This window comes from Thermaurantiacus tibetensis (genome assembly GCF_015354055.1).
GTDB classification, from domain to species: domain Bacteria; phylum Pseudomonadota; class Alphaproteobacteria; order Sphingomonadales; family Sphingomonadaceae; genus Thermaurantiacus; species Thermaurantiacus tibetensis.
Genome location: NZ_JACHTM010000004.1, coordinates 310,826 through 333,123, shown reverse-complemented (window position 1 = coordinate 333,123; position 22,298 = coordinate 310,826). Strand labels below are relative to the sequence as shown.

At 72.3% G+C, this 22,298-nt stretch carries 27 protein-coding genes and 1 pseudogene; 18 read left to right on the top strand and 10 right to left on the bottom strand.

The window, feature by feature from the left end; translation table 11 throughout:
- Positions 1 to 2 precede the first annotated feature (2 nt).
- Genes H3H34_RS12120 through H3H34_RS12105 form a run of 4 tightly spaced genes read right to left on the bottom strand, consistent with a single transcriptional unit; the run spans position 3 to position 3,944 of the window.
- Positions 3 to 794 carry an alpha/beta fold hydrolase gene (locus H3H34_RS12120; RefSeq protein WP_194745530.1) on the bottom strand — a complete coding sequence of 264 codons (792 nt, stop codon included), beginning with the start codon at positions 792 to 794 and terminating at the stop codon, positions 3 to 5.
- Between the two features lie 44 nt (positions 795 to 838).
- The gene (locus H3H34_RS12115; protein ID WP_194745529.1) at positions 839 to 1,900 is read right to left on the bottom strand and encodes an LLM class flavin-dependent oxidoreductase; all 1,062 of its coding nucleotides are present in this window, start codon (positions 1,898 to 1,900) and stop codon (positions 839 to 841) included.
- Positions 1,897 to 2,334 carry a cupin domain-containing protein gene (locus H3H34_RS12110; protein WP_194745528.1) on the bottom strand — a complete coding sequence of 146 codons (438 nt, stop codon included), beginning with the start codon at positions 2,332 to 2,334 and terminating at the stop codon, positions 1,897 to 1,899. Before H3H34_RS12110 ends, H3H34_RS12115 begins: the two co-directional genes overlap by 4 nt.
- A 2-nt stretch (positions 2,335 to 2,336) precedes the next feature.
- Positions 2,337 to 3,944, bottom strand: a complete 1,608-nt coding sequence (locus tag H3H34_RS12105; protein WP_194745527.1) for an FAD-binding oxidoreductase — start codon at positions 3,942 to 3,944, stop codon at positions 2,337 to 2,339.
- Between the two features lie 123 nt (positions 3,945 to 4,067).
- Between H3H34_RS12105 and H3H34_RS12100 the strand changes: the two genes are divergently transcribed.
- From H3H34_RS12100 to H3H34_RS12080, 5 genes are all read left to right on the top strand, one after another.
- Complete coding sequence (locus H3H34_RS12100) at positions 4,068 to 4,844, top strand: GntR family transcriptional regulator (RefSeq protein WP_194745526.1); 777 nt, start codon at positions 4,068 to 4,070, stop codon at positions 4,842 to 4,844.
- Positions 4,845 to 5,039: 195 nt separating this feature from the next.
- The gene (locus H3H34_RS12095; RefSeq protein ID WP_194745525.1) at positions 5,040 to 5,690 is read left to right on the top strand and encodes a helix-turn-helix domain-containing protein; all 651 of its coding nucleotides are present in this window, start codon (positions 5,040 to 5,042) and stop codon (positions 5,688 to 5,690) included.
- An 80-nt stretch (positions 5,691 to 5,770) separates the two neighbouring features.
- Positions 5,771 to 6,124, top strand: coding sequence for a hypothetical protein (locus tag H3H34_RS12090; protein WP_194745524.1), 354 nt, complete (start codon positions 5,771 to 5,773; stop codon positions 6,122 to 6,124).
- A gap of 76 nt (positions 6,125 to 6,200) precedes the next feature.
- Positions 6,201 to 6,635, top strand: a complete 435-nt coding sequence (locus H3H34_RS12085) for a hypothetical protein (RefSeq protein WP_194745523.1) — start codon at positions 6,201 to 6,203, stop codon at positions 6,633 to 6,635.
- Between the two features lie 43 nt (positions 6,636 to 6,678).
- Positions 6,679 to 7,470 (top strand): JAB domain-containing protein, encoded by a 792-nt coding sequence (locus H3H34_RS12080; protein WP_194745522.1) that lies wholly within the window; start codon positions 6,679 to 6,681, stop codon positions 7,468 to 7,470.
- A 312-nt stretch (positions 7,471 to 7,782) separates the two neighbouring features.
- On the opposite strand, the gene H3H34_RS12075 is transcribed toward H3H34_RS12080, so the two are convergent.
- The 5 genes from H3H34_RS12075 to hemE form a co-directional block, all read right to left on the bottom strand.
- A complete protein-coding gene (locus tag H3H34_RS12075; protein WP_207790924.1) occupies positions 7,783 to 8,340 on the bottom strand; it encodes a PEPxxWA-CTERM sorting domain-containing protein in 558 nt (185 codons plus the stop codon).
- A 162-nt stretch (positions 8,341 to 8,502) separates the two neighbouring features.
- Positions 8,503 to 9,759: a transcription termination factor Rho gene (gene rho / locus H3H34_RS12070; RefSeq protein ID WP_194745521.1), complete on the bottom strand. Its 1,257-nt coding sequence runs from the start codon at positions 9,757 to 9,759 to the stop codon at positions 8,503 to 8,505.
- A gap of 122 nt (positions 9,760 to 9,881) precedes the next feature.
- Positions 9,882 to 10,685 (bottom strand): DUF2189 domain-containing protein, encoded by an 804-nt coding sequence (locus H3H34_RS12065; protein WP_194745520.1) that lies wholly within the window; start codon positions 10,683 to 10,685, stop codon positions 9,882 to 9,884.
- Positions 10,686 to 10,818: 133 nt separating this feature from the next.
- Complete coding sequence (locus tag H3H34_RS12060; protein WP_194745519.1) at positions 10,819 to 11,262, bottom strand: CopD family protein; 444 nt, start codon at positions 11,260 to 11,262, stop codon at positions 10,819 to 10,821.
- Positions 11,259 to 12,320 (bottom strand): uroporphyrinogen decarboxylase, encoded by a 1,062-nt coding sequence (hemE, locus tag H3H34_RS12055; protein ID WP_194745518.1) that lies wholly within the window; start codon positions 12,318 to 12,320, stop codon positions 11,259 to 11,261. Before hemE ends, H3H34_RS12060 begins: the two co-directional genes overlap by 4 nt.
- Positions 12,321 to 12,685: 365 nt before the next feature.
- Here hemE and H3H34_RS12050 point away from each other — a divergent pair, with 365 nt between their 5' ends.
- The 9 genes from H3H34_RS12050 (at position 12,686) to H3H34_RS12010 (ending at position 18,726) form a co-directional block, all read left to right on the top strand.
- Positions 12,686 to 13,531: a pyruvate, water dikinase regulatory protein gene (locus H3H34_RS12050; protein WP_194745517.1), complete on the top strand. Its 846-nt coding sequence runs from the start codon at positions 12,686 to 12,688 to the stop codon at positions 13,529 to 13,531.
- A complete protein-coding gene (locus tag H3H34_RS12045) occupies positions 13,524 to 14,126 on the top strand; it encodes a Maf family protein (protein ID WP_194745516.1) in 603 nt (200 codons plus the stop codon). The genes H3H34_RS12050 and H3H34_RS12045 overlap by 8 nt, the downstream gene beginning before the upstream one ends.
- Entirely contained in the window at positions 14,123 to 14,956 is an 834-nt protein-coding gene (locus H3H34_RS12040; protein WP_328832017.1) for a shikimate dehydrogenase, read from the top strand. Before H3H34_RS12045 ends, H3H34_RS12040 begins: the two co-directional genes overlap by 4 nt.
- Positions 14,953 to 15,672, top strand: a complete 720-nt coding sequence (gene coaE / locus H3H34_RS12035) for a dephospho-CoA kinase (protein WP_194745515.1) — start codon at positions 14,953 to 14,955, stop codon at positions 15,670 to 15,672. The genes H3H34_RS12040 and coaE overlap by 4 nt, the downstream gene beginning before the upstream one ends.
- Positions 15,632 to 16,351 (top strand): DNA polymerase III subunit epsilon, encoded by a 720-nt coding sequence (gene dnaQ / locus H3H34_RS12030; protein WP_194745514.1) that lies wholly within the window; start codon positions 15,632 to 15,634, stop codon positions 16,349 to 16,351. Before coaE ends, dnaQ begins: the two co-directional genes overlap by 41 nt.
- The gene (gene hpf, locus H3H34_RS12025) at positions 16,351 to 16,926 is read left to right on the top strand and encodes a ribosome hibernation-promoting factor, HPF/YfiA family (RefSeq protein ID WP_194745513.1); all 576 of its coding nucleotides are present in this window, start codon (positions 16,351 to 16,353) and stop codon (positions 16,924 to 16,926) included. Before dnaQ ends, hpf begins: the two co-directional genes overlap by 1 nt.
- 179 nt (positions 16,927 to 17,105) lie before the next feature.
- Entirely contained in the window at positions 17,106 to 17,579 is a 474-nt protein-coding gene (locus H3H34_RS12020) for a PaaI family thioesterase (protein ID WP_194745512.1), read from the top strand.
- On the top strand, positions 17,576 to 17,911 hold the full coding sequence (locus tag H3H34_RS12015) for a DUF1491 family protein (protein ID WP_194745511.1): 336 nt from the start codon (positions 17,576 to 17,578) through the stop codon (positions 17,909 to 17,911). The genes H3H34_RS12020 and H3H34_RS12015 overlap by 4 nt, the downstream gene beginning before the upstream one ends.
- Before the next feature lie 185 nt (positions 17,912 to 18,096).
- A complete protein-coding gene (locus H3H34_RS12010; RefSeq protein WP_194745510.1) occupies positions 18,097 to 18,726 on the top strand; it encodes a cell wall hydrolase in 630 nt (209 codons plus the stop codon).
- 165 nt (positions 18,727 to 18,891) lie between these two features.
- On the opposite strand, the gene H3H34_RS12005 is transcribed toward H3H34_RS12010, so the two are convergent.
- Positions 18,892 to 19,539 carry a class I SAM-dependent methyltransferase gene (locus H3H34_RS12005; RefSeq protein ID WP_328832012.1) on the bottom strand — a complete coding sequence of 216 codons (648 nt, stop codon included), beginning with the start codon at positions 19,537 to 19,539 and terminating at the stop codon, positions 18,892 to 18,894.
- Between the two features lie 210 nt (positions 19,540 to 19,749).
- Between H3H34_RS12005 and H3H34_RS14200 the strand changes: the two are divergent.
- From H3H34_RS14200 to H3H34_RS11990, 4 genes and pseudogenes are all read left to right on the top strand, one after another.
- Positions 19,750 to 20,058: pseudogene (locus tag H3H34_RS14200) on the top strand (TonB-dependent receptor plug domain-containing protein); the annotation flags it as partial.
- A gap of 43 nt (positions 20,059 to 20,101) precedes the next feature.
- On the top strand, positions 20,102 to 20,998 hold the full coding sequence (locus tag H3H34_RS14055; protein WP_328832010.1) for a hypothetical protein: 897 nt from the start codon (positions 20,102 to 20,104) through the stop codon (positions 20,996 to 20,998).
- Positions 20,974 to 21,126, top strand: coding sequence for a hypothetical protein (locus H3H34_RS14050; RefSeq protein ID WP_194745508.1), 153 nt, complete (start codon positions 20,974 to 20,976; stop codon positions 21,124 to 21,126). The genes H3H34_RS14055 and H3H34_RS14050 overlap by 25 nt, the downstream gene beginning before the upstream one ends.
- Positions 21,123 to 22,292 carry a TonB-dependent receptor domain-containing protein gene (locus H3H34_RS11990; RefSeq protein ID WP_328832037.1) on the top strand — a complete coding sequence of 390 codons (1,170 nt, stop codon included), beginning with the start codon at positions 21,123 to 21,125 and terminating at the stop codon, positions 22,290 to 22,292. Before H3H34_RS14050 ends, H3H34_RS11990 begins: the two co-directional genes overlap by 4 nt.
- The last annotated feature ends 6 nt before the right edge of the window (positions 22,293 to 22,298 follow it).

The following is a 22,298-nucleotide window of genomic DNA, read 5'->3' as shown; positions in this document are numbered from 1 at the left end:
CCTCAGCCGGCCTTCGAGAGGAAGGCCGCCAGCCCCTCGGCGAAGCGGTCGGCATCGAGGTCGGGCTCGAAGTTGGCCCCTTCAAGCGGCAGCACCTCGGCATCGGGCCGCAGCGCCCGGGCGCGCTCGAGATAGGGGTGGAGCACGTCCTCCGGCGCGGCGCCGATCAGGATGGGGCAGGTGACGGCAGTGTAGAAGCTGGTGAAGTCCTGGCCCCAGACCGCCCGGTAGGACTGGACGCGGCCCCACCAGGCGCGGAGCTGGTCGGCCATCTCGCGGTGGATGAGCAGCGGGTCGCGGTGAGCCCCGAGGTTGCGGAGATATTCCCAGTTCTCGAGGAGGTAGGAGCCGCTCACCACGGGGGTGAAGGGCGCGCCGAAGTGCTTCGAGAACTCGAGGCGCTCCTCCGGCGTGAGCGGCACCGGGCCGATGAGGGTGAGGGACTGGGCGAGCGCGGGGTGGCGCGCGGCCATCTCGACGGCGATGCAGGCCCCGGTGTGGTGGCCGACGAGGTGCACCCGCTCGAAGCCGCAGGCGCGGACCGCTTCGGTCAGCCAGTCGACATATTGCGCCATGGGCGGGCTCGTCTCGGGGTCGGGGTCGAAGCTGCCGCCGAAGCCTGGCGTGTCGAAGGCGTGGCAGGCGAAGCGGCCGGCAAGCCGCTCGAAGGTCTTGAGCCACATCTTCCCCGAGCTTGCGGTCTGGTGGAAGAAGCAGACCGGCAGGCCCGGCCCGGCCTGGCTCATGACATGGACCTGCCCGCCCGAGGTGTCGACGTAGGACTTGCGGATCATCGTGTCTCTCCCCTCGTCTGGTCGAGGCCGCGCGCTGGCATGCGTCAGGCGCAGGCGAGGCGCGGCCGCACCTTCTCCCCGAAGTCGCGGATACCGGTGACGAAGTCAGGCCAGCTGAAGAGCATGCCGTCGATGCCGGTCGCCTCTGCCACCTCGTCGATCCGGGCAGCGACGGTTGCAGGCGCGCCGTGGATCACGGGGAAGCCCATGAAGGCGATGTTGCCGTCTTCCATGGGAAGGGCGAGGGCCTCGCGCATGCGCTCCGCGGTGCCGCCGACGTTGGTGTCGAGCGCGGCGCTGGCGAGGATGTTCGCGATCGCGCCGCGGTCGGCGCGTGCGATGATGCGCTCGCCGATGGCGCGGGCCTCGGCGTCGGTCGGGGCGATGATGAGGCCGAAGAGCGCGTAGGTGCCGACACTTCGCCCGTGGCGCGCGGCTTCGGCCTTCACCCCCTCGACGATGGCCCGGAGCCTTGCCGGATGGGCCATGACGAAGTTGTGGTCGCCGTGCGCGGCGGTGAAGGCGACGCCCTTCGGGCTCTGCCCGGCGCAGACGATGGGCAGCTCCCGCCCCGGGTGCGGGGTGACCGTGCAGTCCTCGAGGGTGTAGAATTCGCTGCGGTGGGTGACCCGGCCGTCGCGCCAGAGCGCCTTGACGATGGCGAGGTAGTCGGCCGCAAGCTCGTAGCGCCGCTCATAGTGGGAGTCGCCCGGCCACAGCCCCATCTGGGCATATTCCGGCCGGTTCCAGCCGGTGACGATGTTGAGGCCGCAGCGGCCCCCGGAGATGTCGTGGATGGTGGCGACCATGCGCGCGGCGACGGCGGGATGGTGGGCAAGGAGGGTGACGCTGGGAAAGAGGCCGATCCGGCTGGTGGCCGCAGCAAGCCCTGCCATCAGCGTGAAGGTCTCGAGGCAGGCGTCCCAGTAGCCGGTCTCGCCCCCGAAGCCGCGATACTTCATCATGGAGAGCACGAAGTCGAGGCCCTGGCGCTCGGCCTCGCGGGTGATGGCGAGGTTGTGCGCGTAGCTCGGCAGGTAGCGGGGCGCGGCGGCCGAGGGGATGTAGCCGTTGCTGCCGTTGGGGAGGAAGACGCCGAACTTCACGCCGGCGCGCCGCTTCGCTTCGAGCGCACCACGGGGATGGGGTAGCCGGGGTTGGGCACGCAGAAGCAGAGGTGGCGGAAGGGCTCGTCGGAGAGCACGCGCCAGACCACCCGGCAGCCGCGCGGCATGAAGTAGGTGTCGCCCGCCTTCACCACCACCCTGCCGCTTTCCAGCATCAGCGGCGGCAGATGATATTCCACCTCGCACACGCCCGAGATCACATGATGGGTTTCGTCGTGGGCGAGCGTCCAGGGGATGTCGGGGCCCTTGTGGAAATCCTCGAGGTTGAGCTGGAGTCCGGGCGCGTCGATCCCGGTGTTGGCCGCGCGGAATCGCGAGCCGGGCACGAAGGGGAACTCCATGTCGGGCGCGTCGTCGAGGTCGCCCGCGTCATAGTGGTAGACGGCGAAACGGCCCCAGCGGATCGGCTCCATGCTCAGCCCTCCCGCCCGAGGCCGAGCGCGCCGGGGTTCATGAGGCCTTGGCGGTCGAGCAGCTGCTTCACGCCGCGGATCACCTGCTGAAGCGGCGCATTGTTCATGATCTCGGTGTAGGGATAGTATTTGCCAATCTGGAGGTGGAGGCCGCCGAGACCGTCGAAGAGGTCGCGAAGCTCGTCGCGAAGGCCGAGCGCCACGCGGCGGCGCGCCTCGTTCGCCGGGATGTCGCGCCATTTCGCCGCGAACTCGGGCTCGATGAGCGAGAGGCGGAAGTCGCCGAGCTCGTCGTGCCAGTAGAAGCTGGGCTCGATGACGAATTCGGGACCGGCGAAACAGGTGAGGTAGCTGGTCTTGATTCCCCACTCGTCCATGAGCGCCCGGCGCTCGGCCAGGAACGTCTCGGTTGCCGCAGCGGCCGGAATGGCCTTCGAAAGCGGAAAGAAGCCGTGCACCGGGATCCAGATCTCGCCCTCGGAGCCGAGCAGGATGGTGCGCACCCCGCCGAAGGGCGCGCCGCGGAACACGACCGGAATCGAGTTGGCCATCTCGACTCCGCCTTCCTCGGCGCAGATGTCGGCGGCGAGGTCGGTGTGCTCGGCAGCGACGACCTCGGTATGGCCGTCAAGCGTCATGTGGAGCGAATAGGGCACGTCGCGCAGGATGCGCTTGCCCGCCATGGCCACTCTCGCGGCATTCACGATGCCCTTCAAGCCCCCTTTCCGGGCGATCTGGCCAACCTTGGACAGGCCCTCCTCGAAGGTGATGCCCTGCTTCTCGAAGCCGGCGTTGTAGTAGGGATCGAAGCCATAGCATTCCGACGCGATGCCGAGCCGGGCGATGCGCGTCTGCGCGCGGAGCATGGCTTCCAGCGTCTCGAACTTGTAGGAGAGGTAGCCGGTGTGGGCCGGGACCTTGACGAGACGGAGCGTTGCCACGGCCTTGACGCCGAAGGCGCCGGTGTCGGCGGTGAAGAGGCCGGTGACGTCGGGCCCGAAGAAGCGCCAGAAGGGGTTGGAGTTCCGGTGCGCGCCCGAGCCGGTCACGAGCACGCTGCCGTCGGCCAGGACGACGGTGAGGCCGATGACCGACTCGGCCACCGTGCCGTGGACGCCGGAGCCGTGGAACAGGCTGTTCTGGCTGATCGCGCCGCCGACGGTGGCATAGGCGCCCGAGAGCGGCCCCCAGTAGGGGGTGCGCACGCCGAGCGGCGCCAGCGCTTCCCACAGCGCCTTCCAGGTGCAGCCGCACTCGACGGTGACATACATGTCGTCAGTGTTGACTTCGAGGATGCGATTCATGCGGCGCATGTCGACAAGGACGGAGGCCGCGCGCGCGGGCGTGTAGCCGCTGGTGTAGCTCATGCCGCCGCCGCGCGGGACGACGGCGAGGCCGGCGCGGGTGGCGACGGCGACCGCCTCGGCGAGCTCGTCGGTCGAGCCCGGGCGAATGACGCAGGCGGCGATTTCCCTTGGCCGGAAGGAGAGATCGGTTGAGAAGAAGGCGCGCTCCCGCTCGTCGAGGACGACGTTGTCGGGGCCGAGCAGCTGCTGGAGCTGCTGGATTGCGCGGCCGGTTTCGGATTCGCGTGCTGCGGCAGTGGCCATCCGAGCGCCTCCCGTGGATGATTCGATGATTTTGTATGCAAAGTTCCGCGGCCTCGCAAGCTGCCGTTCTGCGCTGTCGGCAGCGCGCTTGGCGGGCGGCTTCGGCTTGCCTAAAGGCGCGCCATGACCGACCCTGCGGCGAGCCCCTCATCCGTCTCCGCGTCCGGCCCCGCCGAAGACGACAGCAGCGCCTCGCTCGTGTCCTTCGTGGTCGACTCGATCGTCGACGGCGTGATGGAGGGCCGCTACGTGCCGGGCCAGCGGCTGATCGCTGCCGATCTCGCAGAGGAATATGGCGTGAGCCGCGCGCCGGTGCGCGAGGCGCTGCACATGCTTGCAGGCGAAGGCGTGGTCGAGCTGGTCGCCAACCGCGGCGCCCGGATCCGCCGGCTCTCGCTCCAGGAACGCATCGACTTCCTCGAGTTCACCGAGGCGATCTGCGTGCTCGGAGTCCGTCTCGCCACCGCCCGGCTCGCGCCCGGCCCGTCACGGGACGCCGTTGTCGAGCACTACGCCGCGATCGAGGCGGCATGGCACCGCCGGCATTCCCGCGACTTCGTCGTGGCGCTCTACAACTACCACATTCTCCTCAACCGCATCAGCGGGAACCTGTTTCTCGAGTTCTTCTACAGGAGGCCGTACATCCGCTTCTACACGCTGCTTCTTGCCGACCTCGTCCCGGGCGTGCACTGGGAGCAGTACATCGCGAACTATCGCCTCATCCACGCGACCATCCTCTCCGGCGACAGCCATACGGCGGTCATCCATTTCTCGAGCCACATCCGCTGGGTGCTCCGCATCATGCGGTCCGCGGCCGACGGGGAGGAGGGGGCGCCAGCGGCACGGGCCGTGCGCGGCGGCGTGGACCCGGGCGCCGAAGCCTGGCTTCCGGGCCGCTGACCCGCCGCCAGGCCGGCGCGAACGGAACCGGCGCGAGCGGGCAGGACGCGACCGGGCAGGACGCGACCGGGCAGGACGCGACCGGGCGCGCATGGCAGACGCGTGGCTGGCGAAAACCGCCGGGGCCCGGCCCATGCAGGTGCTGACAAGCCGGCCACTTCGGACTATCTTTGATCGGGGTCGGTGGAGACAGCGGTGCGACGGCGGGTTGAGCAGGCGGAACTGGACCTCGCGGCGCGGGTGGCGCGGCTGACGGCCGGCCAGCGCGCCTGCCTCGACCTCGTCGACGACCATGCGACATCCAAGGAGATCGCCCTCCAGCTGGGCATCTCCCGGCACACGGTCGACGCGCGGCTTCGGCAGGCGATGCAGATCCTCGGCGTGACGAGCCGGCGCGAGGCAGCGATCATCTGGCGGGCCTCGAGCCTTGCGCGCGAGGGCGCATTGGCCGCGGGCACTGGCCCGGCGCATGGTTATCAGCCGTTCGCATATCAATCGTCGCGGATTGAGGACGCCGCCTCCAGCCCCGATGACGAGGGACATGACGCAGCAGTCGACACCCTCGGTCCTCGCCGGTTCGAAGCGCCCGGAGGCGGGCCGGCCGATCGCGACCCGGGGCTGCCGGGCGCGGCCGGGCTCAGGCCCCACGAGGTCGCGCGGGTGGCGGACGCTGCCTCCTGGACCTGGCCGGTCGAGCCGGCACCTTCCCTCCGGCTGTGGGGAGGCGCCAATGACCTGAGCCTCGCCCAGCGCCTTGCCGGCATCCTCCTCATCTCGATCGGGGCGATGCTGGCCTTCGGGCTCCTGCTCTCCGGGATCGCGGCGCTGATCCAGCTTCATTCCTGAGCCGGGCCCCCTTCCGACCCTTCAGATCAACCCGAGGACATGCGCGGCACGGCCATGGGCCGCCGCGAGGGAGAGACGCCATGCCCAGACACCGTCGCGAGGTCGCCGCACGGGTGGCCGAATCGCTCTACGAAACCGAAGCCGCGCTCGATGCGGCGCTTGCCAAGGCCTCGGCCTTCCTCGGCATGATGCCGGTCGCCCGGCAGGATGCCCGGCTGTCGGCCTGCACCGGCCAGGAGGCCATCGATCACGCCGCGGCCGCGATCGCCCGGCTCTCGGAAGCGCGGCGCGAGCTGGTCGCCGCGCACCAGGCGCTCGCCGAGGTGCAGAAGTCCATCGGCCTTGGCGAGGTCGCCTTCGGCAGCTTCATCGACAAGCCCGAGTGGCCGTCGAAGAAGTCGATGCTGCGCGTGGTCGAGAACCGGGCGGCGTGACGGAGAGGGCGCACCGGATGGCGGAGGGGCCTCCGGTGCGCTCACGGCGGAAACGGACGCGCCCGGGTCGGACCTGATGCTCGAGCCCATCGTCTTTGCCGCGCTGCTGGCGACGGTCGTCGTCCTCGCCTTCGCGCGGGGCGGCCCGGAGGAGCGGATTGGCGCAGGCGCGCTGCTTGCGGCCTCGCTCCTCACGCCCGTCGCCCAGCTCCGCCGCTTCGCCGGGCCGGAATACGGCATCGTCCTCGTCGACGCGCTGCTCTTTCTCGTGCTGGCTGCGCTCGGGCTCAGGTCGCGCGCCTTCTGGCCGCTGTGGGCCGCCGGGTTCCAGCTGGGGGCGCTCGCCGTCCATCTGGCCGCAGCGAAGATGCCGGGCATGCTGCCCGCTGCCTATGCCGCCACCCTCATCATCTGGTCCTACCCCGTGGTGGTGGCCGTGGGGCTCGGGACTTGGCTCGAGGGGCGGCGCGGGCCTTCCCGACGAGAGCGCCGGGCAGGGACGGGACAATGAGACGCGGCGATACGGGACTGGCCGCGCGTGAGGGGGACCAGGAATGACGAGCGTGGCCGGGGGCGTCGGCGAGCGACGGATCGGGTTGCGCACCGCCGGGCCGGCGGTGCGTGCGCCAGGCCGGCCGACCGCACGGGACCCGGCGGCCGACACTGTCCGCGCGCGCGACCGCTGGCTCCTCATGCGCCTGCTCGCCGCCGTCGAGAGCGTGCCGCGCCTCGCCGACCGGCTGCTCGCCGAGCGCGGCTCGCTCGGCGCAGTGCTTGCGCTTTCCGACGAGCGGCTCCGCCAGCTCGGCGCCGATGCGCGCGTCGTCGCGATCCTGGGGCTGGTGCGGGAGGCGATTGCGGCCGTGCTGGCGCCCGAGCCTGCCGACCGGCCGCGAATCGCCGATGCCGGAGCCGTGGCGGAGTGGCTCTACGCCAGCATGGCCTGGCTTCCGGTCGAGGAAGTGCGCGCGCTCTACCTCGATTCCGGGCAGCGGCTGCTGAAGACCGAGGTGCTGGGCTCCGGATCGGTGAGCGGTGCCGCCGTCTGGCCGCGGGAGATTGCGCGACGGGGCCTCGAGCTTTCAGCCGCAGGCGTGATCCTCGTTCACAACCACCCGTCGGGCGACCCGACGCCGTCTGCCGACGACGTGGCCATGAGCCGCCGCGTGGCCGCTGCGCTCGCGACCCTCGAGATGACGCTTCTCGACCATGTGGTCATTGCCCGGGGCGGCTGGGCGAGCGCGATGCCGGCTGTCGCGCGGCCTTCCCCGCTCTCGGCCTCCCCCCTATCAACGATTGATATGTCAACCGCTCAGGCTTGCGCAGGCGTGGCACAACGCGCTTGATGCGGGTGCTTCCACGGGTTGCCGAACAGCCTGGGAGCTCTGGCACCGCCGGCCGTCCCCGGCATCCGGATGGTGGCGGTGGCGCCGAAACCCATCGACCCTGCAGGCGCCACCGCCACCGCACAGTCTGCACCGAAACCGGGCCGATGGAAAGGCCCGCCCTGGGACACAACCGGCGCGCCACGGTGCCGCCCCCCTCGCCCCACGCCCTCGCTCCCGCCCGCGCGGCGGCCTCGAGTTAGGCGGTGGCGCTGGACCTAGGGCGAGGCCCCCGCTCCCGCCCGCGCAGCGGCCTCGCCCGCAGGCCCGGGCTCAGGCAAGCGCGACGGCGTGCCCCGCCCGACGCCCACGGCGGAGTGCCCCGCCCACAAGGCCGAAGCCGGCGACGAGGAACGCCCAGGTGCCAGGCTCGGGAACATAGCTGGCAAGGCCAATCTCGATGAAGCTCTCGCTGTTGAAGCTGGTGCCGCGCAGGTCGAGGCGAAGCGCCCCTGACGCGAGCGTCACGTCATCGGCGAAGGCGTAGCCGTCCCACCGGCTGGGGCGGGGCGTGGCAGCGACGAACGGCCGGCTGAGGTTGCGGAACTCGAGGACCGTGGTGATGAGCGGGCCGCCCAGGCGCAGTCCCTCGAGGCGCAGGAGGCCGGGCGAGACGTCTGCCGTAATATAGGGGTCTCCGGGGAAGCCGATGGTGAACTCGGGGCCGGGGGCAACCGGAGCAGTGGCCGGTGCGCAGACGAACAGGCCTCCGGGCGTGACCTGGGCACAGGAGACGGTGTCTCCGAAGTCGACGGCGTGGGCGGCCGGGGCCGCGAGCGCGGCCAGGGCGATGGGCGGCAGGACGGCAGCCAGGCGGGCGGTGGCGATCATGCATGTCTCCCCTGCAAGTGGAGCGACAATGCCATCATTTCCTCAAGGACACAAGACGCAAGGCGGGCGAACGGGGCGCGGGACGGCGGCGGATGCGGGCTGCCCCGTTCCGGGCCTGCCCTCCGGCGCGCTCAGGGGCAGCGACCGCCCGCCCCCGCGCGGCTACTGGTTCATGCTGGCGAAGAAGTCGGCGTTCGACTTCGAGTCCTTCATCTTGTCGAGGAGGAACTCGATCGCATCGACCGTGCCCATCTGCATGAGGATCCGGCGGAGCACCCACATCTTGGCGAGCGTCGCCTTGTCGACGAGGAGCTCCTCCTTGCGGGTGCCGGACTTGCCGACGTCGATCGCCGGGAAGATGCGCTTGTCGGCGACCTTGCGGTCGAGGACGATCTCCGAGTTGCCGGTGCCCTTGAACTCCTCGAAGATGAGCTCGTCCATGCGGCTGCCGGTATCGATGAGCGCCGTCGCGATGATCGAGAGGCTGCCGCCTTCCTCGATGTTGCGGGCAGCGCCGAAGAAGCGCTTGGGCCGCTGGAGGGCGTTGGCGTCGACCCCGCCGGAGAGCACCTTGCCCGAGCTGGGGACGACCGAGTTGTAGGCGCGCGCAAGGCGGGTGATCGAGTCGAGGAGGATGACGACGTCCCGCTTGTGCTCGACGAGGCGCTTGGCCTTCTCGATCACCATCTCGGCGACCTGGACGTGGCGGCTGGCCGGCTCGTCGAAGGTAGAGGACACCACTTCGCCCTGGACCGAGCGCTGCATGTCGGTCACTTCCTCGGGCCGCTCGTCGATGAGCAGCACGATGAGGTAGACCTCCGGGTGGTTGGCCGAGATGGCCTTGGCGATGTTCTGGAGGAGGACGGTCTTGCCGACGCGGGGCGGCGCGACGATGAGCGCCCGCTGGCCCTTGCCCTGGGGGGCGATGATGTCGATGACCCGGGCCGACTTGTCCTTGTTCGTCGGATCCTCGGTGTCGAGCTTCAGCTTCTCGTTGGGGTAGAGCGGGGTGAGGTTGTCGAAGTTGACCCGGTGGCGGAGCACCTCCGGATCGTCGAAGTTGATCCGGGTGGGGCGCACCAGGCTGAAGTAGCGCTCGCCGTCCTTGGGCGCGCGGATGTCGCCTTCGACCGTGTCGCCCGTGCGAAGCCCGTAGCGGCGGACCTGGGCGGGAGAGACGTAGATGTCGTCGGGGCCGGCGAGGTAGTTGGCATCCGCCGAGCGGAGGAAGCCGAAGCCGTCGGCGAGCACCTCGATGGTGCCCGAGCCGGTGATTTCCTCGCCCTTTTCGGCGAGCGCCTTCAGGATGCCGAAGAGGAGATCCTGCTTTCGGAGCGTCGAGGCCTGCTCGACGCCGAGCGTCTCGGCCATCTCGACGAGTTCGGCGGGAGTCTTCTTCTTGAGGTCGAGGAGGTGCAAGGCGAAACCTCTGGGAGCAGGCGCCACCGGGAGCGCGGACGGCTGGAGACTGGCGCCGGAGGTGTGGAAGGCCGCGGCCCCGGACGGGGCCTTCCGCCACCTAGGAGGCGGCGAGAGGGAAATCAAGGCTCGCGGACGACGGCGACGGTGTAGAGGTGCCAGGTGGCGTAGCCGAGGACCGGAAGCGCGACCATGAGGCCGACGAAGAGCGGCAGCGAGCCGAGGAGGAGGATGCCGGCGACGGTCGCGCCCCAGCGGAGCATGGTGCCCGGATTCGCTGCGAAGACGCGGGCCGAGGTGAGGACGGCGGCGATGGGATCGGTGCCGCGGTCGACCACCATGGGAAAGCTGAAGGCGGAGATGACGAGCGCGACGAGGGCGAAGACGGCCCCGACCAGGTTGCCGATGACGACCATCCGCCAGCCCTCGGGCGTGGTGAAGAGGCTGGCCAGGAAGGCCTCCGGCGTGGGCGGGCCGATGAGGCCGAGGGTGCGGGCGTAGATGGCCTGGGCGGCAGCGACCCAGAGCAGGAAGAGGCCGGCGAGCATGACGGCAAGGAAGAGGAGCGGCAGGCGCGACCGGCCGGCGAGCGGGTCGAGGAAGTGGAGCCAGCTCGTGTCGAGGCCGGCCTCGCGGCGGCGGGCGATCTCGTAGAAGCCGGCAGCGGCGACGGGCCCGACGAGGGCGAAGCCGGCGGCCATGGGAAAGATGAGCGGGAAGAGATCGCGCTGGAAGGCGAGCGCAGCCGCCAGGAAGCCGATGGCAGCGTAGATGAGGGGAAGGAAGAGGATGTCGCCGCGCAGCGCGCGGAAATCGTCCCAGCCGGCGGCGAGCGCCCAGCGGAGATCATCGGGCGTGATGCGCCGCACGGCCGCCGGGCCGGCGGCCTCCGGCACGTCGGGCGCTTGCGTGACGGACTGGCCCATGGCTCCTCCTCCGCCCCCTCCTCCGCCCCCCTGTCTCCCGCGACCACATTAGTCCGGAATCGGGACGAAGGGAAGCAGGGGGCGGCGCTGCGGGAAGGCTTCCGCCCGTCGTGTTCCCGCGCGCGGCAGCGCGTCAGAAGGGCTTCAGGATGGCGAGCGGAACGATGAGGATGGTGGCAAGCGCAGGCGCCTCGTTCCACAGGCGGAGCGCCTTCTCGGTCATGGGCCGGGCGCCGGCCGCCATCTTCCGCGAGAGCGCCACCATCCAGCCGTGGTAGCCGGTGAGCAGCAGGACGAGCGCGATCTTGGCATGGAGCCAGCCGGCCGAGGCAAGCCCGTAGGAGAGGGCGGCCATGAGGCCGAGGACCCAGACTCCAATGAGCGAGGGGGTGAGGATGATGCGGCGCAGCCGCCGGGTGCGCTCGGTCCACTGGCGGTCCGCAGCCGAGCCGGGCACCTCGCCGTGCTGGTAGACGAGGTAGCGCGGCAGCATGAAGAGCCCTGCCATCCAGAAGAAGGTGAGGATGACGTGGAGCGCCTTCACCCAGACGTAGGCGCCACCGAGGAAGCCCATCATCGCGCCCGCAGCCTGGCAAGCAGCTGCTCGACATGGGCGACGGGCGTCTCCTTGTCGATGCCGTGGCCGAGGTTGAGCACGTGGGGGCGGCCCTCGAAGCGGGCGAGGCACTGGTCGAGCGCGCGGTCGAGCGCCTCGCCCCCGGCAAGGAGCGCCACGGGGTCGAGATTGCCCTGGACGGGGAGGGATGTCGGCAGGCCGTCGGGCACGGCGGTCTCGTCAAGCGAGACGGCCGTCACGCCCGTCTTCTCGACATAGCGGGCGAGCTGCTGCCCCGCGCCGCGGGGAAAGCCGATGACGGGGGCGAGGTGGCCGATGGCCGCCACGATCTGGGCGGTGGGGCGGATGACCCAGCGGTCGAACTCGGCCGGCGGCAGCACGCCCGCCCAGCTGTCGAAGACCTGGACCGCCTGCGCCCCGGCACTGATCTGGGCGGCGAGATAGCCGATGGTCACGTTGGTGATGCGGTCGACGAGGGCACGGAAGCCGAGCGGATCGCGATAGGCGGCAAGGCGCGCGGCCTCGAGGTTCCCGCCCTCGCCGGCGAGCATGTAGGTGGCAACCGTCCACGGGCCGCCGGCAAAGCCGATGAGCGCGACCTCGGGCGCAAGCGCGGCGCGGACGCGGCGGACCGTCTCGATGACGGGAGCGAGCTTGCCGGCCTCGGTCGTCATGGCCTGGAGGGCGAGCATGAGCGGCGCGTCCTTGAGCGCGGGCGTGAGGCGCGGGCCCTCGCCGGCCTCGAAGGCAAGCGCCTGGCCCATGGCCCAGGGCACGACGAGGATGTCGGAGAAGAGGATGGCGGCATCCATGCCGAAGCGGCGGACCGGCTGGACGGTGACCTCGGCGGCGGCCTCCGGGTCGAGGAGAAGCTCCATGAAGCCGCCCTTCGCCTCGCGGAGCGCGCGGTATTCGGGCAGGTAGCGGCCGGCCTGGCGCATCAGCCAGACCGGCGGCGGATCGACCCGCTCGCCGCGGAGCACGCGGAGGAGCGGCGCGGCCGGAACCTGGGGGGCGGAGGGCGCGACGGCTGGCGGGGACGCGGGGGCGGAGGCCATGGCCCCTTCCTTCGGGGGATGGGCGGCGGGCGTCAACCGGGATTGCGCGGCCACCCGTCCACGCTCCTTTCATGACAGTTTCGGGTCTTGCCGGTGACGGCTGTGTTGCGGTGGATCGTGGGGACGAAAGCTCATCCACAGGCTTGTTCACCGAGCGGCGGAGCGCAACCCCTTCTGCGGGTGGCGGCTTTCCCGTTCTCCCGGCGATGCCGGAAGCAGGCGCGGGAGTTGTCCACAGGGGGATGGATCCGGAATGGCGGCAGCGTCCGTCGTGGATGGCGCTGTCACATGCCGGCGCGGTGGACAGGCAGCCGAGTCGCGCGCCGGCCTTCCCGCCGTTCGTCCACCCGTCTATCCCCAGCAAAGTGCGGCAGTTCCACCTCCACCTCGTCTCGGACTCGACCGGCGAGACGCTCGACGTGCTGGCCAAGGCGGCGATCGCCCAGTTCGAAGGCGTGGAGGCGATTCGGCACTTCTGGCCGCTGGTGCGCTCGGAGGGCCACCTCGACCGGGTGATGGACGAGATCGAGACGCGGCCCGGGCTCGTGCTCTACACGCTGGTGGGCGACGCGCTTCGCCGCCGGCTGGAGGCGCGCTGCGAGCGGCTGGGGCTGCCGGTGATTGCCGTGCTCGACCCGATCGTCTTCGGCCTGTCGCGTCTGCTCGGGCTTCCCGCCCGGCCGCGGCCCGGCGGCCGGCATGTGCTGGACGCTGCCTATTTCCAGCGGATGGAGGCGCTCAACTATACGCTTGCCCATGACGACGGGCAGGGGCCGGAGGGGTGGGACGAGGCCGACGTGGTGCTGGTGGGCGTGTCGCGCAGCTCCAAGACGCCCACCTCCATCTACCTTGCCAACCGCGGCTACCGGGTGGCGAACCTGCCCCTGGTGCCGGGCCGGGCGCCCGACCGGCGCCTGTTCGAGCTCAGGCGGCCGCTCGTCGTGGGGCTCACCATGGACCGCGACCGGCTGCTGGCAGTGAGGCGCAACCGCCTGCTGGGCGGCGCGGCCGGCATGGGGCAGGACTATGCCGACCCCGAGCGGGTGGCCGACGAGCTCGCGGCGGCGCGGCGCCTCTTCGCCGCGCGCGGCTGGCCGGTGATCGACGTGACGCGCCGCTCGATCGAGGAGACGGCGGCAGCGGTCATCGCGCTTCACCAGACGGCGAAGGGCGAGCTTGCCGGGCCGGGAAGCGGAGCGGTCCTTGGCTGAGCCCGTGGTGCTCGCCTCGGCCTCGGCGGCGCGGGCGGCGATGCTCGAGGCGGCTGGCGTGCCGTTCGAGGTGGTGCCGGCGAACCTCGACGAGGAGGCGCTGACGGCGGCGCTCCTCGCCGAGGGCGCGGACCCGCTGCGGCTGGCCGATGCGCTTGCCGAGGCGAAGGCCGTCAAGGTCTCGGCGCGGATGCCCGGCCGCCTCGTGCTGGGCGCCGACACCGCCGGCAGGGTCGACGGCGGCGGCTGGCTGGCCAAGCCCGGCACGCGCGAGGGCCTCGCCGAACAGCTCCGGGCGCTGCGGGGCCGGCGGCACCGGCTGGTCTCGGCAGCGGTGCTGGCGCGGGACGGCGCAGCGCTCTGGCGCCACGCCGGCGTCGCGACGCTTGCCGTCAGGACGTTCTCGGACGTCTGGCTTGCCGCCCATGTGGCCGCGGTGCCCGAGGCGGTGCTGGGCTCGGTCGGCGGCTATCATGTGGAGGGGCTTGGCGTGCAGCTGTTCGATGCGATTGCGGGCGATCTGTGGACCGTGCGCGGGCTGCCCTTGCTTGCCGTGCTGGCGCAGCTCCGGGCCATGGGGGAGATGCCTTCGTGAGCGCAGGCTTCCGGGTGGCGGGCGTGATGGGCTGGCCGGTGGCCCATTCGCTGAGCCCCGTCATCCACCGCTTCTGGCTGGACGCCGCGGGCGTGGACGGCGACTATGTGCGCCTGCCCGTCCGCCCCGAGGCGCTGGGGGCGGCGCTGCGGGCGCTGCCGGCGCTGGGCTTCTCGGGCGTCAATCTCACCGTGCCGCACAAGGTGGCGGCGCTCGCCCACCTCGACCGGCTGGAGGAAGGCGCGCGGCGGGTGGGGGCAGCCAACATCGTGACGGTCGGGGCCGACGGCAGCCTTGCCGGCGACAACAGCGACGTGGCGGGAGCGGCGGAAGCGCTTGCGCAGGTGGGCGCGGGGCCCGGGCGGCCGGCTGCGGTGCTGGGGAGCGGCGGGGCGGCGCGGGCGGCGCTTGCCGCGCTTGCCGGCCTGGGCGTGGAGGAGGTGCGCCTCGTGGCGCGGGACGCGGAGAGAGCCGGGGCGCTCGCGCAGGCGCTGGCGCCGGGGGCCCGCCTGTTCGCGCTGGAGGCGGCCGGCGAAGCCTTCGCGGGCGCGCTGGTCGTGAACGCGACCAGCCTCGGCATGCGCGGCGGACCCGCAGTGCCGGAGGCCCTGCTGGCAGCGCTCGAGGCGGCGGCGGGGCTGTTCGACATGGTCTATGCGCCGCTCGAGACTCCGTTCCTCGTGCGGGCCCGGGCGCTGGGGCTGCCGGCTGTCGACGGGCTCGTGATGCTGGTGGGGCAGGCCGCGGCCGCCTTTGCCGCCTTCTTCGGCTTGGACCCCGTGCGCGAGCGCGATGGGGAGCTCCGTGCGCTGCTTGCGGGGGTGGCATGAGGCGGGGCGGGCCCGGGCGCGGGGGCGGGGCTGCGCGGCTGCGGAGGGCGGGGAGGCCGCTGATCCTCGGCCTGACCGGCTCGATCGGCATGGGAAAGTCGGCGGTGGCGCGGATGTTCCGCCGGCTGGGCGTGCCCGTGTTCGATGCGGACGCCGCGGTGCGGGCGGTGCAGGGCCCGGGCGGGCGGGCCCTGGCGGCGATCGAGGCGGCCTTCCCCGGCACGACGGGCCCGGAAGGCGTCGACCGCAGGGCGCTGGGGGCGGCGGTGTTCGGCCGGCCGGAGGCGCTGCGGCGGCTGGAGCGGATCGTCCACCCCCAGGTGGGGCGGCTGCAGGCGGCCTTCCTCCGGGCGAACCGGGGGCGGCGGCTCGTGGTGGTGGACGTGCCGCTCCTCCTCGAGGGCGGGGGCTGGCGGCAGGTCGACCTCGTGGTGGTCGTGAGCGCGCCGGCCAGGGTGCAGCGCGCCCGCGTGCTCGCCCGGCCGGGGATGACGCCGGCGAAGTTCGCAGCCGTCCTCGCCCACCAGATGCCCGATGCCGAGAAGCGCCGGCGGGCCGACGTGGTGATCGAGACGGGGCGCGGCCGGCTCCTCACCTTCCGGATGGTGAAGCGCCTCGCGCGCGGGGCCGGAGCGCTTGCAAGGGTGCGGCGAAAGGCGCATCTCTTGGCCGGCCATGCGCGAGATCGTGCTCGACACCGAGACCACCGGGCTTGACCCCCGCGAGGGGCACCGGCTGGTGGAGCTTGCGGCAGTGGAGCTCCGCGGGCGGATGCCGACGGGCGCGACACTCCACCTCCACTTCAACCCCGGCCGGCCCATGCCGCCCGAGGCCGAGCGGGTGCACGGCCTCTCGGACGCCTTTCTCGCCGACAAGCCGCCGTTTGCGGCCTGCGCGGACGAGATCCTCGCCTTTCTCGGCGACTCGCCCATCGTCGCGCACAACGCCCGCTTCGACTGGCAGTTCCTGAACGCCGAGCTCGTGGCGGCAGGGCGGCCGCCGATCCCCGAGGAGCGGCTGGTGGACACGCTCGACCTCGCCCGGGCGCGGCTGCCGGGTGCCAAGCACTCGCTCGATGCGCTCTGCCAGCGCTTCGGGATCGACCTCTCGCGGCGGGTGAAGCACGGGGCGATGATCGACACCGAGCTGCTTGCCCGGGTCTATGTCGAGCTGACCGGCGGCCGGCAGATGGGCTTCGACCTCGAGCCCGGGCTCCTGGAGGCAGCCGTGGCACCGCCCCCGGGCCCGGCACGGACCTGGCCGGTCAGGCACTTCGAGGTGCCCGAGGCCGAGCGTCTGCGCCATCGCGCGTTCGTGGCCCAAATGGCGAACCCGCTGTGGGCGGCGCTCGAGGCCGCCCCCGCGGCGGTGGATGGACGGGAAGGAGTGAGCTGATGGACATCCGGGTCTCCGGACACCAGGTCGACACCGGCGCGGCGTTCCGCGCGCATGTCGAGGCGCGGCTCAACGCCATGGCCGAGAAATATTTCTCGCGCGCGCTCGGCGCCCACGTGACGCTCTCGGCCGGGCCGCACGACAGCTTCACCTGCGACATCGTCTGCCACGTGATGCAGGGGCTGGTGCTCAAGGGCTCGAACCGGGCGGCGACCGCGCACGCTGCCTTCGACGGTGCGGCCGACCGGATCGAGAAGCAGCTGCGGCGCTACATGCGGCGGCTGAAGGACAAGAACGGCGCCTCGCTCGACAGCGTGGCGGCCGACACCATCCCCGAGAACGCCGACTACCGCATCTTCCGCGCCGAGCCCGAGGACGGCGAGCCGGGTGACGCCCCGCTCACCATCGCCGAGACCAAGGTGGACATCCCCGAGGCGACCGTCTCGGACGCGGTGATGATGCTCGACCTCAGGAACACGACCGCCCTTCTCTTCACCAACGCCGGAACCGGCAGGCTCAACATGGTCTACCGGCGCGAGGACGGGAACATCGGCTGGGTGGAGCCGCGCGGCTGACGTCGCGCGCCCGGAGCCGGGCGGGCCGGAGGGGCGGGAGGGATGGGGCCGCGGGCCGGTCGAACGGCGGGCCGGGCGGGCGGCGGGACGGCGGGACGGCGGGAGGGCGGGACGGGCGGGCCCGGAAGCGGCCGGACAGGGGCACGGGGGCAGGAGGCAGGCAGGACAGGAGGCCGGGCATGGACGCGGCAACCGGCGCGGGCGCGACCGAAGCGCATCTGCGGCGCCTCGAGGCGCTCTACGCCTCTGCTCCGATCAACGCGCTGTTCCGCTCGACGCTGCGGCTGCCTGCGCCGGGCCGCGCCGAGATCCGCTTCGAGGTGGAGCCCGCCCACTTCCACGCCGCGGGCGCCGCGCACGGCACCATCTACTTCAAGATGCTGGACGACGCCGCCTTCTACGCGGCGAACGCCATGGTGCCAGACCAGTTCGTGCTGACGACCCAGTTCAACCTGTTCCTGACCCGCCCGGTGACGGCCGGGCAGCTCGTCGCGCTCGGCGCCTGGGTCTCGGGCCGGAGGCGGGTGCTGATCGCCGAGAGCCGCCTGCTCACCGCCGACGGCGAGGAGGTGGCGCGCGGGCAGGGCACCTTCATGCGCTCGCGCATCCCGCTGGCCTCGCTTCCGGGCTATGCTTCGGCCGAGGCCGGGTGAGCGGGGAGCCGGAGCCGCCGGCGAGCCTCGTGGTGCCGGCGCTTCTCCGCCGGGTGTTCGCTGCCGGCGGGTTCGCCGCCGTGCTGGCGCGCGGCCACGAGGCCGGCAGCGCGCTCGTCCTCGTCCACCGCCCGGCCGAAGGCCCGCCACGGGCGTTCGAGCGGGTGCCGGACGCGCGGGGCGGGGTGGTGTGGCGGCTGGCGGCGACGGGGGAGGAAGGGGTGGAGCGATTCTGCGCGAGGGCCCGCGGCTTCGACCCCGATCTCTGGATCGTCGAACTCGCCGTCCCGGACCCCGCACGCTTCGTCGCGGGCCTGCCCGCCGCCGATTGACCTCCGCACGACCCGCAGGCGATGGCGAACCAGCGGCATGGCCGAGCCTGCCATGCGCCGGCAGCCCTGGGCGGGGCTGCTGGATCGGAGGTGCGCTGGCCGCGCTCCGGCCTCCCCCTTCGCCTTGGGTGACGCGGAGGGCGAGCCGAAGCAGCCCCATGGCCGGCGAGTGAACGAGTGCCTGGATGAGGAACTGGTGGCGGGCCCTCGCGGCCGCGGGACTTTCCGTCCTGCTCGTGGCAGCGAGCGAGGCCCCCTTCGGTGCCGAGGTCGGCCGCTGGCTGGCCGGCGGCACCCCGAGCGAGACGCTCGATCCTGCGGCGGAGGTTCCGCCGTTCGTCGAAGACCCCGCGATCGCCGAGGCAGCGCTGGTCGAGGCCCCCGAGGTGCGGATTGCCCCCGAGAGCCTCGCCGAGCTGGTGGACGAGGTGCGGCGCACGCCTGCGGGCCCGCACGACCCCGAGTTCGAGTGCCTGGCGCGGGCCGTCTATTGGGAATCGAAGGGCGAGCGGCTGGAAGGCCAGCTCGCGGTGGCCGAGGTGATCCTGAACCGGGTGGAGGCCGGCCGCTTCGGCGGCAGCATCTGCGCGGTGGTGAAGGCGCCGGGGCAGTTCGGCTTCGTGCGCGGCGGGGCCATTCCGAAGCCTGCCGACGCCCGTGCGTTCGAGGTGGCGCGGGCGATCGCCCGGATCGCGCGCGAGGAGCTGTGGCGCCCGGTGGTGGGCGAGGCGACCCACTTCCACGCCACGCGCGTGAAGCCCGGCTGGCGCCTGACCCGCGTGGCGCAGGTGGGCAACCACGTCTTCTACCGCTAGGCCCCGCGCGGGAGCGGGCGGCGCAGCATGGGGGGAGGCGCGGGGCGCGGCGCCTGACGCCGGGGGCAGGGCCTTGCCGAGCATGGCCTCCGCGAGTGACCGGCGCCGCGCCAGCCTCCGGCCCTGCGGCTGCCCGGGGCCCGCGCGGCACCCGCCCCCGGCGGCTCAGGCGGGCGTGGCGCTGCCGCTCTCGATCCAGCCGAGGAACCGCGGCGACGTCTCCATGTAGCCGCGCGCGACGTCGGTGACGCGGAAGCCGGCGCCTGCGATGGCGTCGGCGACCGGGCGGGTGAGGTGGCAGCCGCCGGCCACCCGCTTCCACAGCGGTTCGAGCCGGTGCTGCCAGCGGCAGGGGCCCGGATCGGGGCTCAGCCCGTGCTCGAGGAAGAGGAGGGTGCCGCCGGGCTTCAGCACCCGCCGCGCTTCGGCGAGCGCCTGCGCCTGATCGGCCACGCTGCAGAGCGTGAAGGTGGTGACCACCGTGTCGAAGCTGGCGTCCGCGAAGGGGAGTGCCTCGGCGACGCCCTGCTCGATGACGACCGGGACGGCAGCGCGGGGCGCGGCGCGGGCGCGGGCGAGAAGGGGCGGTGACGGATCGATGCCGGTGACGCTCTCGACCCGGGCCGGATCGTAGAAGGCGAGGTTGGCGCCGCCGCCGACCCCATATTCGAGCACCCGGCCGTGGGCGCGCGGCACGAGGGCGGCGCGGCGCCGCATGATGGGCGCCTGCGTGCAGGCAAGGCCGATGAGGCGCGGCACGACATGCCGGTCCCACCAGGACAGCGGCGCGGGCGGAGGGGCAGAGGCGGGCACGCCCGCCTGCTGCGCCGGCGCGGCCGCGGATGCAAGGGGGCGCGTGCGGGAGGACCGCCCCGGGACTGGCTGCAACGCCTTCGCCACGCCCGCGCAATCCTGCCGTCATGCCCTGCCGCCAGGCATCCGCCAGCGGTCGACGGGGGCAGGTGATGGCAGCGCGCGTCTTTCCTCCTGTGCACGCTGCTTGCGGGGGGAGCCGCGCGGGCCGTGGAACAGCCGGCCGACCCGGCCGGGGGTGCAACCGCGGCCGAGGAGATCGTCGTCTTTGCCCCCATCCTCGAGGCGCAGGAGACGTCGCTTCGGGAGCAGCGGCTCTCGATCAACCGGGTGGACATCCTGGCCGCCGACACGGTGGGCCGGTTCGCCGACCAGACGGTGGCGGGCGCGCTCGCCCGGCTGCCGGCGGTGGCGGTGCAGCGCGACCAGGGGCAGGAGCGCTGCATCCGGGTCCGCGGCGCGCCCAGCCGCTGGACGGCGGTGAAGTTCGACGGCGTGCCGGTGATCGGGGTGGACGAGGGCGGCTCGACCCGTGCCTTCCGCTTCGACGCCATTCCCGGCCGTGCTCCGCTCGGCGATCGCCCTCAGCAAGTCGCTGACCGCCGAGATCCCGGCCGAGGCGGTGGTGGGGCAGATCGACCTCCGGTCCTGGTCCCTGTTCGAGCAGCCGGGCTTCGCGCTCTCGGGCGACGCGGGCACCGGCATCATGGGGCTCGGCATGGGGCTCCAGCGGCAGGCGAACCTGCGCGGCTCCTGGTCGGCCGCGCGCCTCGGGTTCGTGATCGGCGGCTCGACCTACCGGCGCCGGCAGAACAGCGACAACCGCGAGGCTGCCTGTGACGCGGCCGGGGCGCCCACCATCCTCGACTTCCGCAACGACATCCTGACCCGCGAGAACCTCGGCGCCTTCGCCCGCGCCGAGCGGAAGCCCTCGCCCGACCACCGGCTCTTCCTCGGCACCACCTACACCGCGTTCAACGACGACGAAGAGCGCAACCCGTATGTGCTCCAGCACCTCACCGCGGCGCCGGCGGGCAGGCGCGGCGCGGAGCGCGGCGCGCTGGTCTCGGTGCAGAACCGCGGCACGCTCGAGGACGGGCGCTACCGCAACAACTGGATCACGACCGGCGGCGGCGACCACCGGTTCGGCGAGGGCTGGGCGGTCGGCTGGCGGGTGAACTGCACCGAGACCGAGAACACGACCGACCGTCCCATCCTGCTGCAGCAGGCCAACAACCGGCTGCTGCGGCCCTCCATCGAGTATGACCTGTCGGGCGCCCGGCGGTTCCCGATCGTCCGCGTGTTCCAGACGGTGCCGGGACCTTCGCGCGCGGGCCCGAGCAGGGGTGCCTCAACCAGCTTGCCTACGACTTCCAGATCTTCCTGCCCGTGGTGCAGGACACGCGCTCGAAGAGCTGGACCGGCCTTCCCGACGTGGCCCGCACCCTCGACCGCCTGACCCTGAAGGCCGGCCTGCAGATCGACGACCGGGCGATCGACGGCAACACCATCGCCGCCTCGAACACGCTGCTGCTGACGCCCAACCTGCCGCGGGTGGGCGAGACCCTGAACCCGGCGACGATCTGACACGCTCGCGCTGGCCGACCCGCTTTCCAAGCGGGTTCCAAACCCCGCTCACCATCGACAACCCGCGCCTGTTCCGCGACGTCTCCCGGATCCTCGGCAAGCTCGAGGGCATCGGCGTCGACAGCCCGGCGAACAACGTGCCAAAGGCCAACCTCTACACGATCGACGAGCGGCTCCACGCCGGCTATGCGCAGGCGACCTTCGCGTGGGACCGCGGCGCCGTGGTGGCGGGCGTGCGCTTCGAGCGGCAGCGGCAGGAGATCGCCGGCTTCCTGCAGGCGGCCGGGAAGCCGCCGGTGCCGACGCGGGTGGAGCGGGCGCGGAGCGACTGGTTCCCGAACCTCAACCTCCGCTTCGACCTCGGCGAGCACGCGGTGCTGCGCGGCTCGGTGCAGCGCTCGACCGCGCGGCCGAGCTTCGGCGAGATCCGAACTGGAGCGAGCATCAGCGACATCGCGACCCCGGGCACCATCAGCGGCGGCAACCCGCTGCTTCGCCCCGAGCTCACCTGGGGCCTCGACGGCGCGTTCGAATATGACACCCCGGGCGGGGGCCTCGCCTCGGTCTCGGCCTTCGCGCGGTTCGTGGACGACGTGCTCTACACCGGCCGGGTGGTCAACGAGACCGATCTCCACGACGAGCCGGGCGTGGACCGCACCGGCTACATCATCTCCTCGACCTTCAACGGCGACCGCGGCAGGCTCTACGGGGTGGAGTTCGCCTACCTGCAGCAGTGGCGCTTCCTGCCGGCGCCGTGGGACGGCTTCGGCTTCCAGGGGAACCTCGCGCTGCTCGGCGGCAGCTTCGACGCGCCGGGCCGCGAGGGCGCGCCCTTCCCCGGCACCTCGGACGTGGTGGTGAACGCCTCGCTCTTCTGCGAGAAGGGGCCCGTCTCGGCCCGCGTCGCCTGCCAGTGGCGCTCCGACTGGCCCGACACGCCCGGCGGCTTCGGCGTGCAGGGCGAGGCGGGCGACGAGTTCCGCCAGGCCTATGGCAACCTCGACGTGACGCTGCGCGACGCGCTCTCCCGGCAGGTGATCCTGTTCGCCGATTTCGCCAACCTGACGCATGCGACCTACGTGGTGTTCGAGGACGAGCCCGCCTTCCCGGTGGAGGTGGAGCGGATCGGCCGGCGCTACCTGATGGGGGTGAGGTTCGACGTCTGACGGGCG

What these genes read in the sequence shown, in the direction of transcription:
- H3H34_RS12090 (WP_194745524.1), top strand. Translation starts at nt 5,771, where the DNA reads ATGCCCAGACACCGTCGCGAGGTCGCCGCACGGGTGGCCGAATCGCTC.
- H3H34_RS12110 (WP_194745528.1), bottom strand. Translation starts at nt 2,334, where the DNA reads ATGGAGCCGATCCGCTGGGGCCGTTTCGCCGTCTACCACTATGACGCG.
- H3H34_RS12020 (WP_194745512.1), top strand. Translation starts at nt 17,106, where the DNA reads ATGGACGCGGCAACCGGCGCGGGCGCGACCGAAGCGCATCTGCGGCGC.
- H3H34_RS12060 (WP_194745519.1), bottom strand. Translation starts at nt 11,262, where the DNA reads ATGATGGGCTTCCTCGGTGGCGCCTACGTCTGGGTGAAGGCGCTCCAC.
- H3H34_RS12105 (WP_194745527.1), bottom strand. Translation starts at nt 3,944, where the DNA reads ATGGCCACTGCCGCAGCACGCGAATCCGAAACCGGCCGCGCAATCCAG.
- hpf (WP_194745513.1), top strand. Translation starts at nt 16,351, where the DNA reads ATGGACATCCGGGTCTCCGGACACCAGGTCGACACCGGCGCGGCGTTC.
- coaE (WP_194745515.1), top strand. Translation starts at nt 14,953, where the DNA reads ATGAGGCGGGGCGGGCCCGGGCGCGGGGGCGGGGCTGCGCGGCTGCGG.
- H3H34_RS12010 (WP_194745510.1), top strand. Translation starts at nt 18,097, where the DNA reads ATGAGGAACTGGTGGCGGGCCCTCGCGGCCGCGGGACTTTCCGTCCTG.
- hemE (WP_194745518.1), bottom strand. Translation starts at nt 12,320, where the DNA reads ATGGCCTCCGCCCCCGCGTCCCCGCCAGCCGTCGCGCCCTCCGCCCCC.
- H3H34_RS12080 (WP_194745522.1), top strand. Translation starts at nt 6,679, where the DNA reads ATGACGAGCGTGGCCGGGGGCGTCGGCGAGCGACGGATCGGGTTGCGC.
- H3H34_RS12085 (WP_194745523.1), top strand. Translation starts at nt 6,201, where the DNA reads ATGCTCGAGCCCATCGTCTTTGCCGCGCTGCTGGCGACGGTCGTCGTC.
- H3H34_RS12075 (WP_207790924.1), bottom strand. Translation starts at nt 8,340, where the DNA reads ATGATCGCCACCGCCCGCCTGGCTGCCGTCCTGCCGCCCATCGCCCTG.
- H3H34_RS12065 (WP_194745520.1), bottom strand. Translation starts at nt 10,685, where the DNA reads ATGGGCCAGTCCGTCACGCAAGCGCCCGACGTGCCGGAGGCCGCCGGC.
- H3H34_RS12120 (WP_194745530.1), bottom strand. Translation starts at nt 794, where the DNA reads ATGATCCGCAAGTCCTACGTCGACACCTCGGGCGGGCAGGTCCATGTC.
- H3H34_RS12100 (WP_194745526.1), top strand. Translation starts at nt 4,068, where the DNA reads ATGACCGACCCTGCGGCGAGCCCCTCATCCGTCTCCGCGTCCGGCCCC.
- dnaQ (WP_194745514.1), top strand. Translation starts at nt 15,632, where the DNA reads ATGCGCGAGATCGTGCTCGACACCGAGACCACCGGGCTTGACCCCCGC.